The organism is Methylobacterium sp. OAE515 (assembly GCF_041806315.1).
Classification (GTDB): domain Bacteria; phylum Pseudomonadota; class Alphaproteobacteria; order Rhizobiales; family Beijerinckiaceae; genus Methylobacterium; species Methylobacterium tardum.
Genome location: NZ_JBGMUV010000001.1, coordinates 1232128 through 1245566 on the forward strand (window position 1 = coordinate 1232128; position 13439 = coordinate 1245566).

Annotated in this window: 9 protein-coding genes and 1 tRNA gene; 7 read left to right on the forward strand and 3 right to left on the reverse strand. The window is 60.8% G+C overall.

The window, feature by feature from the left end:
- Positions 1–68: 68 nt before the first annotated feature.
- From hemF to ABIE45_RS06085, 7 genes are all read left to right on the forward strand, one after another.
- Entirely contained in the window at positions 69–1001 is a 933-nt protein-coding gene (hemF, locus tag ABIE45_RS06055; protein WP_192711335.1) for an oxygen-dependent coproporphyrinogen oxidase, read from the forward strand.
- A complete protein-coding gene (locus tag ABIE45_RS06060; RefSeq protein ID WP_192711334.1) occupies positions 998–2116 on the forward strand; it encodes an ATP-dependent RecD-like DNA helicase in 1119 nt (372 codons plus the stop codon). Before hemF ends, ABIE45_RS06060 begins: the two co-directional genes overlap by 4 nt.
- 78 nt (positions 2117–2194) lie before the next feature.
- Positions 2195–3145, forward strand: a complete 951-nt coding sequence (locus tag ABIE45_RS06065) for an IS481 family transposase (RefSeq protein WP_373622127.1) — start codon at positions 2195–2197, stop codon at positions 3143–3145.
- A gap of 60 nt (positions 3146–3205) precedes the next feature.
- Positions 3206–3295, forward strand: a tRNA-Ser gene (locus ABIE45_RS06070).
- Positions 3296–3440: 145 nt separating this feature from the next.
- The gene (locus ABIE45_RS06075) at positions 3441–4655 is read left to right on the forward strand and encodes a site-specific integrase (RefSeq protein WP_192711444.1); all 1215 of its coding nucleotides are present in this window, start codon (positions 3441–3443) and stop codon (positions 4653–4655) included.
- The gene (locus tag ABIE45_RS06080) at positions 4655–5869 is read left to right on the forward strand and encodes a hypothetical protein (RefSeq protein ID WP_192711445.1); all 1215 of its coding nucleotides are present in this window, start codon (positions 4655–4657) and stop codon (positions 5867–5869) included. Before ABIE45_RS06075 ends, ABIE45_RS06080 begins: the two co-directional genes overlap by 1 nt.
- A 463-nt stretch (positions 5870–6332) precedes the next feature.
- Complete coding sequence (locus ABIE45_RS06085) at positions 6333–9509, forward strand: CHAT domain-containing protein (protein ID WP_373622196.1); 3177 nt, start codon at positions 6333–6335, stop codon at positions 9507–9509.
- 430 nt (positions 9510–9939) lie between these two features.
- Here ABIE45_RS06085 and ABIE45_RS06090 read toward each other — a convergent pair whose 3' ends face one another.
- From ABIE45_RS06090 to ABIE45_RS06100, 3 genes are read right to left on the reverse strand one after another with little or no spacing between them, the layout of a single operon-like run.
- On the reverse strand, positions 9940–11793 hold the full coding sequence (locus tag ABIE45_RS06090; RefSeq protein WP_192711447.1) for a hypothetical protein: 1854 nt from the start codon (positions 11791–11793) through the stop codon (positions 9940–9942).
- Positions 11794–11796: 3 nt separating this feature from the next.
- Complete coding sequence (locus ABIE45_RS06095; RefSeq protein ID WP_373622197.1) at positions 11797–12297, reverse strand: ABC-three component system middle component 2; 501 nt, start codon at positions 12295–12297, stop codon at positions 11797–11799.
- Complete coding sequence (locus ABIE45_RS06100; RefSeq protein WP_192711449.1) at positions 12294–13421, reverse strand: ABC-three component system protein; 1128 nt, start codon at positions 13419–13421, stop codon at positions 12294–12296. Before ABIE45_RS06100 ends, ABIE45_RS06095 begins: the two co-directional genes overlap by 4 nt.
- Positions 13422–13439: the final 18 nt, after the last annotated feature.

Sequence of the window (13439 nt, forward strand, 5' to 3'; positions counted from 1 at the left end):
GGCCTGCGGGCCGGCATCCGGCGGGAAGCGAATTGACGCCGGCGCGGCGCGGTGGGAAAGCCTCGTCCATGACAATGCCGGACGACGCGCGCGCAGCCCTGGTTGCGCCTCCCTCCGAGGCCGATGTCACGGCCATGAAATCTGAGGCCGCCGCGTGGTTCGAAAGCCTGCGCGACCGGATCCTGGCGGCTTTCGAGACCCTCGAGGCGGAGGCGGCGGGCCCGTTCCATCCGGACGCGCCGGAGAGCCCCGGTGTCTTCGAGAAGACCCCGTGGAACCGGACCGACCATACCGGCCGGCCGGGCGGCGGTGGCGTCATGGCGATGCTGCGGGGCCGCGTGTTCGAGAAGGCGGGCGTGCACATCTCCACGGTGCACGGCGAATTTGCGCCGGAATTCCGCGCGCAGATGCCCGGCGCGGCCGAGGACCCGCGCTTCTTCGCCACCGGGATCTCGCTGATCGCCCATCCGTGGAACCCGCACGTGCCGACGGTGCACATGAACACCCGGTTCGTCGCGACGACGCGGGCGTGGTTCGGCGGCGGCGCCGATCTCACCCCGGTCCTGGAGCGGCGCCGCAACCAAGACGATCCGGACAGCCGCCACTTCCACGCCTGCCTGGAGCGCGCCTGCGCGGCCCACGGCATCGATCACGCCCGCTACAAGGCGTGGTGCGACGAGTATTTCCACCTCAAGCACCGGAACGAGCCGCGCGGCATCGGCGGGATCTTCTACGATTATCTCTGGAGCGGAAATCCGCAGGCCGACCTCGCCTATACCCGTGATGTGGGCCAGGCCTTCCTGAAGGCCTACCCGAAGATCGTGCGCGACAATCTCGGCACGCCCTGGACCGAGGCGGACCGTCACGAGCAGCAGGTGCGGCGCGGTCGCTACGTCGAGTTCAACCTGCTCTACGACCGGGGCACGATCTTCGGCCTGAAGACCGGCGGCAACGTCGCGTCGATCTTGTCCTCGATGCCGCCGACCGTGCGCTGGCCGTGAGCGCGGGCCTGCCGGCTGCCTACGCCCCGCAGCAGGATGCGGCGCTGAAGGCGATCGCCGCGTGGCGGCGGGACGGCGGATCCCAGGTGTTCCGCCTGTTCGGCTATGCCGGCACCGGCAAGACCACGCTCGCCCGCCGCATCGCCGAGGATGTCGACGGCACGGTGGTGTACGGCGCCTTCACCGGCAAGGCCGCCTCGGTGATGCGCCAGAAGGGCTGCTACGACGCCGCCACGATCCACTCGCTGATCTACCGTACCAAGGAGGCGGAAGAGGGCGGGCCGACCTTCACGCTGAATCGCTCGGGCCCGGCCGCCAAGGCGGACCTGATCATCATCGACGAGTGCTCGATGGTCGATTCCGACCTCGGCAACGACCTGCTGTCGTTCGAGCGGCCGGTCCTGGTTCTGGGCGACCCGGCGCAGCTGCCGCCGGTGCGCGGCGGCGGCTTCTTCACCGAGGCGGAGCCCGACGTGATGCTCACCGAGGTCCACCGGCAGGCCAAGGACGACCCGATCGTCCGCATGGCGATGACCATCCGCGAGGGCGGGCGGCTGGAACTCGGCAGCTACGGGCAGAGCCGCGTGGTGTCGCGCCGCGCCCTGGATCCGGCCGAGGTGCTCGAATGCGACCAGGTCCTGGTCGGCCTCAACAAGACGCGTCGCCTCTACAACGCCCGGCTCCGGGAGCTCGCCGGCCACACCGATCCGATGCCGGCCATCGGCGAGAAGCTGGTCTGCCTGCGCAACGATCGGGTGAAGGGTCTGCTCAACGGCTCGACCTGGACCGTGCAGGCCCTGCGCGCGCCGCCGCGGCCTGACCTGATCCGCCTCGACGTGGTGCCGGAGGACGATCCGGCGCTCCGCCGGAAGCCCACCGACATCAAGGTGCTGCGCGCGATGATCTCCGGCACGGACGAGGAGATCCCGCTGTTCCTGCGCCGGGAGACCGACGAGTTCACCTACGGCTACGCGCTGACGGTGCACAAGGCTCAGGGGTCGCAGTGGGATCGGGTGACGCTGTTCGACGAATCCTACGCGTTCCGCGAGCACCGGGCGCGCTGGCTCTACACGGGCCTGACCCGGGCGGCGCAGGCGATCACCGTGGTGGTCTGATCCCTTGCCGCCGCGCTTTAGGTGTTTGATCCCGCGGTGTGGTGGTACGGTTGACCACCATGCTGCGAGGGATGCGCTATGGGCCAGGTTCTTCATGGAAGCGCCACCACGACGGAGGCAGTCCGTCGCGCGATCCAGCTACGTGAAGAGAGCGTAAGAGCGCTGGCCAAGCGCTACGGCGTCAGCCCGACGACGGTGCAGAAGTGGCGCAAACGGACGAGCACAGCGGATGCCCGGATGGGCCCCAAGGAACCGCGCTCCACCGTGCTCACCGTCGAGGAGGAAGCGATCATTGTCGCCTTCCGCCGGCATACCCTGCTGCCGCTTGACGACTGCCTCTATGGCTTGCAGCCGACGATCCCGCACCTGACGCGATCCTCGCTGCATCGCTGCCTGGAACGGCACTGCATCAGCCGACTACCCGAGATCGAAGGCGACAAACCCAAGAAGCAGCGCTTTGCGACCTACGCCATTGGCTACGTCCACATCGACATCGCCGAGGTGAGCACGGCCGAAGGTAAGCTCAGGCTGTTCGTAGCCATCGATCGAACCAGCAAATTTGCCTTCGTGCGGCTCGTGGAGAGCGCCGGCAAGATGGAGGCCGCCCAGTTTCTGCGCGACTTCATTGAGGCGGTGCCTTACCGCATCCACACCGTGCTCACAGATAACGGCGTTCAGTTCACATCACGTCGACAGGACATCTACGATAGTAAGCACATCTTCGACCGCGTCTGCGACGAGCACAACATCGAGCATCGGCTGACCAAGGTGAACCATCCTTGGACCAACGGGCAGGTCGAGCGGATGAACCGCACCATCAAGGATGCGACGGTCAAGCGCTACCACTACGACAGCCACGACCAGCTTCGAACGCATCTGCACCTGTTCGTCGATGCCTACAATCACGCTCGTCGGCTCAAGACCCTGCGCGGCCTGACACCCACCGAGTTCATCCTGAACGCCTGGACGAAAGAGCCCAATCGCTTCAGGATCGACCCGTCACACCTCATCCCGGGACCATACACCTAGATCGCTTGTGAAGCCTGATCCCGCGTGCTAGGCACCGCCCGTCTCATCGAGGCACCTTGCGGAGAGGTGGCAGAGCGGTTGAATGCACCGCACTCGAAATGCGGCATGCCTGCAAGGGCATCGGGGGTTCGAATCCCCCCCTCTCCGCCAGTTACCTGTCCGCTACCGTTTGCCCCTGTTCGGATCGGCCTGTTTTCCGCAGAGGACATAGCGTCCTGACGGTTGCCGGCGTTCGCAACCGTCCGCTACAATCCGGGCCAGATGCTGGGGTAAATGCTAGGGGTTGGGCGGACACATGCCCCGCGCTGTCGACAAGCTCAACGCCAGATCCGTGGCTACTACTACGGCGCCCGGTCGCTATGGTGATGGCGGCGGCCTCTATCTCCAAGTTGATTCGTCCGGCACGAAACGGTGGCTCCTGATATTCCGCAGCCAGGGTCGGCAGCGGGAAATGGGCCTTGGAGGCTTGGCCTCCGTCAGCCTCGCAGATGCACGGCGTCGTCGAGACGAGGCGCGAAGGTTGCTCGCCGAGGGCCGCGACCCGATCGACGCGCGCCGCTCCGTAGGTACTCGCCGGTCCGCGGCCGTCACATTCGGTGCCTTCGCCGATCAGCTCATCCCGGAGCTTTCAAAAGGTTTTCGCAACGAAAAACACGCAGCGCAGTGGACTTCGACGCTCGCGACCTACGCCGGCCCGCTTCGGTCCAAGCCGATCGCGGAGATCACTACCGAAGACGTGCTAATGGCATTGCGTCCGATCTGGACTGAGAAAGCTGAAACCGCCTCTCGTGTGCGGGGACGCATCGAGCGCGTGCTGGACGCGGCGAAGGCTCAAGGCCTGCGCGAAGGGGAGAACCCGGCCCGGTGGCGGGGCCATCTCGACCACCTCTTACCGAAGCGCCGTAGACTGACCCGCGGTCACCATGCGGCTGTGCCGTTCGTCGAGATGCCTGCGTTCGTTGCCGATCTCAGGCAGCGGACCGGGGTGGCCGCGTTGGCGCTCGAATTCCTAATTCTCACCGCAGCGCGCAGCGGTGAGGTCCGCGGTGCGACCTGGGCTGAAATCGACACTCGGAACCGCCTCTGGATCATTCCCGCAGAGCGCATGAAGGCAGGCCGCGAACATCGCGTGCCACTCGTCGCTCGAGTGGCTGAGATCCTCGAGACGGTCACCCCGCTACGGCGCGGCGATCTCATCTTTCCATCATTTCGGGCCGATCGACCCCTTAGCGACATGGCGTTTAGCGCGCTGCTGACCCGGATGGGCTGCGCCGCCACAGCGCACGGCTTTCGATCGAGCTTCCGTGACTGGGCTGGCGAAGCGACAGTGACCCCGCGGGAGGTCGCCGAGGCTGCGCTGGCACATGCGGTCGGCGACGCGGTTGAACTCGCCTATCGGCGAGGCGATGCGCTGGAGAAGCGGCGCGGGCTTATGGATGCGTGGGCGGCTTTTCTCGCCACATCGGCGGCCGGCAACGTCGTCCCGCTACGGCCAGCCGGAGCAGCCTGATGAGCCCCCTGCCCATCAACGTGCCGCCGGATCGCTTCACGCGCCTGGAGCAGGTGGGCGAACGGGACGGCCGCTTGATTTTCCGGGTTGCCACAGTCGCCGAGGAAGCATTCACGGTCACCGTTGGCGAGCTACTGACGATCGATCCGGAATCGCGGGCGGCGGACTTCCAGAGTGAATTCGCGGTCCGAACTTCCGCGGGGATCGCGCTTGCCGGGGTCGGACCACTTCACGGCCGCCCGAAGGATAGAGGTGGGGGCCTGACGCTGCGCTCGGCATGGCGCGATAACGCGCAGGCCGATATTCCGTTGTCTCCGGCTCAGTTCGCGGCGGCCTGCATCGGGCGACACGTCTCCGCCTCGGACGCGCCGAGTCACGAAGCGGTACCTGAAACGCTCTGGCTCGAGATCGACCGCGCGCGGGCAGACGAAGAACGCCGCGAAGCGGATCGAGCCGGCGCTCGCCTCGCTGCCGCCCGTGCCGCCGGGTGGCGGGCTCCTCTGGTGAGCGGCCACCTCGGAGAAAGCCCACCGCGAAAACCACTGAATTTCCGTGGGCCAGAGGGCTCCTGTGACATCGACAAAATCACTCGAAAGCTTCTCGAAGCTGGTCGGGTTATAAACGCCTTATTGCCCGACGAAGACGCTACGTCGCTATTCGTGCATGTCCGGGCGATGGCGCTGGGATTCGGAGAGGTTGCTTATAAGATCGCGAAGGAACGAGCCGAAGCATGGCCGCAAGTGAAGGCGGACAGACGCCAGATCAACGATCATTTACGTTCGATCATCGAAAATCTTGAAGGTTTTCTTGATCATGTCGATCATGATGACGCCAGACTATTCCTGGATTTTACGGCTCCAATACCCGATAACGAAGACCATCCGGTTGATTTGATTTTAGGTAATGCCGAACGCGCTTTAATGAGAGCAAGAAAGCGCGCGAAATGTCTCATCGCCAGTATTAAATATCTAGAAACTACGCTGCACGAGCCAATTTACGGCCGTGACAGCCGCAAGGATCATCTGGCAAACGAGTTCGTCGACCAGATGGCGAGTTCTTGGAGGCTCCTAACCAGCGAAACCCCCGGTCGCACCGGAAATGGCCTGTTCGAGGAATACGTTCGATCTGCCTGGCTGATGATGGGCTGGGAAGCGAGACCCCATGGGCACTTCGCCAAGCGCATCGAAGCGGGCGTCCATCTCAACGGCGGCTGAACTACCCCCACTCAGCATCTGAAAATTCCTTCGTGATCAGGGTTATCGCGACCCTGGCGCGTCAGCGATCGTCTAAGCGCTCCAGCGATTTGGGGCGATCGGAGACGTATGATGGAACGGGGTGTGACGCGCCGAGGCCACTCGATCGACGAGGCCGGCGAGATCATCGGTTGTAGGCGGACCAAAATCTTCAGCCTGATACGAGACGGAAGTCTTCGGGCACACAAAATCGGCACGAGAACAATCATCTTCGACACGTCGATCAACGAATATCTCGACACTCTGTGGCAACAGCGGCACTCTTTACCGTCATGGAGACGGCCCAGGTGGATGCCGTCGAAGCTGGCCGGGCGATGGCGCCCGATTTCCTCCAACCATGTTGGACGAAGTCTACTTGGGTCGTCGGTACCCACGAGACTCTTCATGTCGGAGAAGATATTTGCGGAGTGGGAGGAGGAAGTTGATGGGGATGTCGGACGAGCAGCTGAGGGCGCAGCTGGCCCAGATTTCCAAGCTTGCCGAGGAAGGCAAGTACGCGGACGCTTTCGAACGCGCTGAAGGCCTTCCCGTTGCCAAGGCCGCGAAGTTGGCCTTGGAGGCGACCATATTCCTGTCTGCCGGTGCTATTCCGCAGGCGGTGACGAAGCTCCGGCAGATCCGCGATAAGAAGCTGCCGCTATCTTTGGCACAGACTCTGCAATTTGCGCTTCTCGCACAAACAGCTCAGGATTCGCAGTTGTCGTCCGTCTTCGTCGTCGACGCCCTTACCGCAGCGTCGTCACAGGAGGAGCTAGAATCAGTCATTGAGGTCACTTATAATCTGGGGTTGGACTCCCTTGCTGAAGTAGCCGCAAAGCGCCTCGAAGACGTGGCGTCGCATTCTACCGTCCTCCTCAACCATCGCGTTTCCCGGGCTCAGCATAGTGGCGATCACCGACGTGCCGCCGAACTCCTCATGGCCGCCGGCCTTAAGGACGATGCCGCTTTCGAGATCCGGTTGGCCACGGCCTTGGAAGTGCACAGACCGAACTACGAAGCGGTGGTCGTTGCTCTGTCGGACGAGTCCGCTCGCTCGACGATGATCATTCAATCTGTGTGCCTCGATGCCCAGCGCCATCACCAGCACCTGCACGCCGTAGAACTTCTGCTCAGACACTTGGACGACGCACCATCGTCCGAGCTACGGACTGGTCGGTTAATCTCGGCGATGGGCGAGGCCCTGCTGAACGATGGCGCTGCAGAGTCTGACAACTTGGTTGCCGCACTCCTGCGCGTGACGGAGCATGCCCTAGAGCGCCTAAGTCGCTATCCAGAGGATCGTCTTACGCGAGGGAGCCTCGGGAGCCTGATGGCGACGAGCGAGAGCGGTTTACTTGGCCGGTTCGCCATACGTCAGATTTTCAATGATCGCGCCTCTCCTGCGCCAGACACGTCCGCTCCTCAGATCAACACGCCCGAAGTGAGCGACGACGAGTTCGAGGCATTCTTGTCCGCAGGACATGCTTGGCCTCGGCTGAGCGGCCAGGCTGTTCTGGTGATCGGTCGGTCGCGAGCCTCACTGGACGACCTGCCGTCGAGCTTTCACGCGGGCGTCTTGTTAAAGGCGATCCATCAAATTGAGAAATTGGGCCATCGCCTTGATGAACCAAACGGCATAGAGGTCCTGCAAAATTACGTCGCCATTATCGCGGCTTTCGCGCCCCACCTCAAAGGCGCGGACAGGAATCTAGACATTGAGGCTCTGAAGCAAGCGGCGACATTACTCGCGCGGGCTGGCCATGCCCAGAAGGCGCGCGACCTCATCGAAACGGTCCTGCAAATAGTTGAAGGCGATCCGCGCCGTGCACGCGCTGCATGGATCGCGTATGGGGAAGTGCACCGTATGACGGGCGATCCCTACGAAGCGGCGATCGCGGTGAGTGCCGCCCTGGGCTGCAAGGTTCCTATAGCCCCGGCGGATGCTTGGTACGAGTTGCTCGCCGTACACCGCTTGGCCCGCGACCTTGGCGAACGGGAGCTTGCCCTCAGCCTTCTCAATGAAGCCGAAGCGTTGCCGATCTTGGACCAGTCACCCCAAGCGCCTTCGCGAATCCAGACGATGCGCCTGCAGATCGACATGGTGCCGGCTATTGCGAGCGCCTCTTCAGCGCCAGCCACCCTAGAAGCCTTCGTAGCTCGCGCTGTGGCCGCCGGTCGCGCGGTGCTTGATGTAAACGATGACCCGTCGCCGATCGCCGCCATATTGCTGCAAACGCTTCGAATTGCGCGCTCTCACCAAATTTTAGTCTCCGGCGATGCGGATGAGATTATGGCTCAGCTCCTTAGGAGGATGCCTGAGCGCGCCGCGCAGCGGTTATCTCGGTTCAGCAGCGACCCAAATATTGAAGCTCTAGTTGGGGCGGCCACCGAGCTGCAAGGCGCGCGGTACGGACGCAATTTCGCGCAGGACGTCGCGCCCCTGGTCATTCTTGCCCGTCGTCACTTAGCGAGTGCCGGCCTCACTCCTAGCGGAGCTGCATTCGCGATCGAACTGTTGGCGGATCATGGCCTCATGCGACGCGACTTGGGCGGCGAGGAAATTCCGGGAAACTTGCCCGCCTCCCCGAGCGAGGTGATCAGCACTGCCCAAGCGATTTCAAAGTGCGGTTTTAATGTCTCCCTCCTCGGGCTCAACAGTGCAGATCAATTGGTGCGTGTGGACGTAGCCGACGGCGCTATCGCGGATCCGGTCCACGAGCCTGCTGACGTGTTTTCCCGGCCAAGACTTAACGACTGGCGCCGGAGCTATCCATTCCATTATGCCTTTCTGTCCGAGGCAGATGAATACGGTCGCGTGCCAGATGCCTTTCATCTTGGCCAGTTATTCGAGAACAGCGTTCGGGGACTTGGGGTGTCCGACCTGCCACTGCAACGCGTCGTCCTGGTGTTGGATGCTCAACTCGCCGACCTTCCAGCGAACCTACTGCCTGTGGACGGAGCGTTCGCCGGCGAGACGAGAAGGATAGCGGTAACGCCATCTTTGCATTGGCTGAGAGGTGCCGCTCAGCGACGCACGAAGCTGCGAGGTCCATCCTTTGCCTGGGTGCCCACAGTCGCCGCGGCAACGAACGACCTCCTACCGCGGGTGGCCATGGATCTGGAGCCGATCCTGGCCCAGGCCGGGATCCGTATGAGTCAAGCGGCAGAAATTCCGCCAGAACTCAAATGCGCCGAACTCGCGATCATCTGCGCGCATGGCGGACTTGGGAAGGTCGAGGGTCGTTTTTTTCGTAGTGTCGCGGACGAGCGACGCCACGCCATCTCCGGCGACCGGATCGCGAGGGGGCTCTCCGGCGCGAAGGTAGCCATTCTATTTATCTGCAGCGGCGGACGGCTTGACGTGGAGCCTGGGGCGCAAGCCAGCCTCGGCCTAGGTAGAATGCTGCTCGATCGCGGCTGCTCCGCTGTCATTGGCTCGCCGTGGCCGCTCAGTGGAGACATCCCGCGTCGATGGCTCCCAACGTTCTTAGACGCCTGGAGCCATGGTGTCCCGGTAATTGACGCCAGCGCATACGCGAACCAAGCAGTGCGAGGGCAAGCTGACTCGCGACATGCTATGCATGTTTATGGAGATCCAATGGTCACCCGAAATCCGAACTAAGAGGTTTTCTGGCTTCAGGTGAAGTCACCATCGCGCCTCTCGACGGAGCTTGGCCGCTACCGCCGAGCCGCTCACGTCTGCCTTCCTACTTGGTCCTGCGGAAGCTTTCTCTCTGCATCCTTTCAACTCGGGCCATACAAGGCGACCGCACAGCTCCCGCGTCCATATCCCCTCCGGGTGCTGATGCGGACCATACCTTGTAACGTTCATACGCCCGCAGACCACCCGGTCCGGACTGAACGCCTCCGGTGGTGAGCGCCCGTCTCGGATAGGCACAACTATCCTGCTGAGCGACCGACTTCGGCGCATCACTACCAGAGCAGCGGCGGAATATACGTCCGCATTCAGGAGCACCACGGCCGCACACGAACGGCTGCGTTGGGTCGGAAGCCGGCCCGAAGCATCGGTGCCATCCGTCAGATTTTGTCCACTAGCTCTTTTTGTGCGGAGGTATGAAACCAATACGATCTCCCGGCTCAGCAGTATCTCCTGCGAACCACTCGTAGTGCACAGCTTCTGCCACGTCAGCTGGGGGCTCTTTATTCTCGACGATGATGATCTGGATGCCCGGAGGTACACGCTTCAGCGCATCCCAAAACGCAGCTTCTACGCCCAAACTAATCGGGCCTTCAGTGCCATTTACTTGGGCGCCACGCTTTTTGTAGCTTGTAAGGGGGGAGTCGATAACAACGAAGCCTGGATGAGGGCGATTATTACGGGCACAGAAACGCAATAGGCCAATGACAAAAGCCGAGTATAGCACCGCCCGAACGCCTTTGCCGTGCGACTGCCTTGCCTGCCCATCGACGATGAGGTCATAACTGCGCGCATCGAACTCGACGCGTCCAGTTCCGTTCCATTGCCATTCCTTGAGAACGGCCTCAACCTCATCGCAGAAATCGCGTAGCGCTTTGCCCGGTAAGGGCTCCCACTCACGCTTTCCAGCGCGCGACGACGCTGCGGTACGTTCGATCTCTTCCTTCTTGGCCAAGAGCGTCTCGAGTTGCTCTCGATCACTCTTGGTCGTCTCGAGTGCGACCCGGCGATCCAGCAAATTCTGAAGCCGTCTAGCATCTGCCCGCAGGGCCGGTTGGACGATCTCTTCTAGTCGGTTCGTCGTGTGGGCGAGCGTCCGCTGCGCGATAGTCAGCTCGTGGCTCCGCACCTCACGACGGGCTTCCAGGCTCGCCACGGCATCATCCAGGTCGCCACGTAGCGCGAGAATTTTTGCTGCTTCCGCTCGCGCTGAGACATAAACGTTCTCGCTCCCGGCCATTGCAACATGTGAGTGTTCGGGTGTCATGAGTTGATCGCAGAGCGGGCATTTCACATCCTGGAGGCTCTCAAAATAGTGAGATCCTTCCGAAATAAAATCTAATCGTTCAAGATCAGAGCTATAGCGCTCAGCAAGGAGACGATACCTCGTCAGTAGCTCGTCGATCGCCACGAGCTGGGTCTCCGCGCGTTGATGATCCGCAATTGCCGACTGCCGACCGTTAACAAGTCGAACACGTTCATCCTCATGCTGCTCTATGGAGGCGGTGACGGAAGCAATTGTCGCCTCGACGCGCTCTATGTTGCCAGTCAGACCTTCAGAGTCTTCTCCGACCAGCCGCTTTTCCAGCGGTGCCAAAAGATCAACAATGAGACCGAGCTGGGCATTGAGCCTCGTGGTAGTTATCTCGCGACGCTCAGCCGCGATCACCCCTCTATCGTCCTTTCCAGAAAGCATGAACGCGAACATCCGTTCGCGGGCGGTGCTGTCGTATCCAGATCGCCCAAGAACGGGCGACTGCTCCTCGATAACTGAGATTTCGTCGACAAGGATCGGCGGGATAAAATTCCTTATCGAGAGCCGCTGAGTTTTGCCATCATTGTTCGCGCGAAGGGTTGCTTCAGGTATTCCTGAAAATGGGAACAAGACGGATGTAACGTCAGGCGCAATGCTCTTACCATGCCGCCGGTACGCGATCTTTTCGCCATCACCGGTGATGTCCTCAGCTCGACATCTGTAGGCGGAAAGATCTCCTCCTGAGAGATGCCGCACTAAACAAAGGAACTGTCCTCCAGAATTTTGAAACTCAACGAGCAGACGTGAGTACGGTTCGGCTTGTGGAACGCGTTTTCTAAGATCGTCAGACCCAAATATGTAGTCAATGCAATGAAGTAGGTAGCTCTTTCCGGTATCTGACTCGCCAGCAATGATATTTGCTGCCGAATCAAAAGATACGGAGGCGTTTTCAACGCCTTCCCCTTCAAGAATTATGCGACGAAGCTGTAGCATGGCCTACAGCTCCAAATCTTTGATGGCTGACAGTCGCTCAAATTCGGCGCCCCAGCGACCAATGTTTTCTGACATATATTGCTTCAGCGCTCCATCATCCAGCACGTGAAAGCGTTTGATTACCCAAGCCGCTCGGTCACGTAGAGCATTTGCGTACACGGTCTTCATCAGCCCCACGAAAGCGCCGGTCAGATCGTTTGCACGGTAGGTGATACCTTGCGTATCGAATTTTTTCTCAAGTAATTCTCGAGAAAACATCTGATTAAGTCCCACCTGAAGAACGTCTCTTTTCACTAATAATTCGCTCCCGCGAAAAGGGACCGCTGGGTGGAGGCTTTTTGGTCCACCAGGAACGTCGCCCGAGTGAACCATCAGGTAGTCGTAGGAGACCAGGCGCTGAAGATCGCACGCGTGCTCTCCCGCTGCAGCGAGAACAAAGAGGAGGCGCAAGCCGCATTCGAGCGGCGAGTTAAAAGGACGTTTGTGCTGTGAGCGTTCCTTCACGGCTCGCACCATTGCACGAGCCCCTCATTTGCCATCTGGTGACACATGCCCTCACGATCGTTCGCAAGGACGTGCGGGGCCAAAGCATGGCTACCAAGCTGAATTTGCTGCGCGCCTTTGACAGTATTTAATAGCCGCTGATAGCCAGACCACTGTGCGTCGCTATACCAGTGATATAATCCGTCGCTGAATTCATTGAGAAGGCTATGAAAAAAGCGAACATCTGCCATTTGGTCGCGAGCAAGCTCTTTCAACCCCTCGGTCGAATAAAACGTTAGGCGTGAACGGTCGAACAAGCGACGATGCTTATCGATGTGAGAAAAATCACTGAGCGACGAAACTGGCGAGCCGATTTGTTCGCCGATTACATCGAATAATTGGGTAATATAGCCCATTTCGCCCGGCGAAACTTCAGAAGGCGGAGCTGGTGGATTAGCGCGATCAATAAGTGGGGCGCCAAATACAGTCAGATGATAGCGTGTCGCCGCATGCTCATTTAGCAGTTCGAGCGGTTGTTTCGCGCCAAATATGGTGAAATCGAAGTTGTCTATATGGGCCCGCAGATCTTCTGTAAGTTCCAACGGTTCCTTCCGAACTTCTTCTCGGCAATATTTGTCCCAATTATTGATGACAAATTTCCTCAATTCATCGGGGGCGTCAAGCAGGTCCTGAAAGGGGGAGGTGACACCCTTGTGTGTGATAAAGACGTACTTCTCGGGAGCCGTATAGTCGCCACGCTGTGTATAGAACATAACTTTGGCTATCTCGCCTGCGGCCGTGCCCGCTCCCAGGGCAGAACCGTAATGCTTGCACTGATATAGCCGCCAACGTCGCTTTGGAGCGGTCGTGGGATCGAGCCAAGCTATAACGTCGCGCCCCTTATCTCCCGCGCCCCCGCGCTGCTGAACCTCGACAATTTCCGGGATCTTCGCTGCGAGAAAATCCGAAGCCCATTCAAGCGTGAATCGCTCGAACTCAGCCGGGCTGAACTGGGCGAGGCGGTCCAGCTCGCTGACCGGTAGACCAACCCCAAGACCGAGCAAGCGGGCATTTGCGCCAGGCCAAGGGCTGGGAGAGGGCAGAACTTCCGGGGCTCCGGGCTTGTCATCCGCTTTTTTAGCCACCGAACCCGATCACCCTTC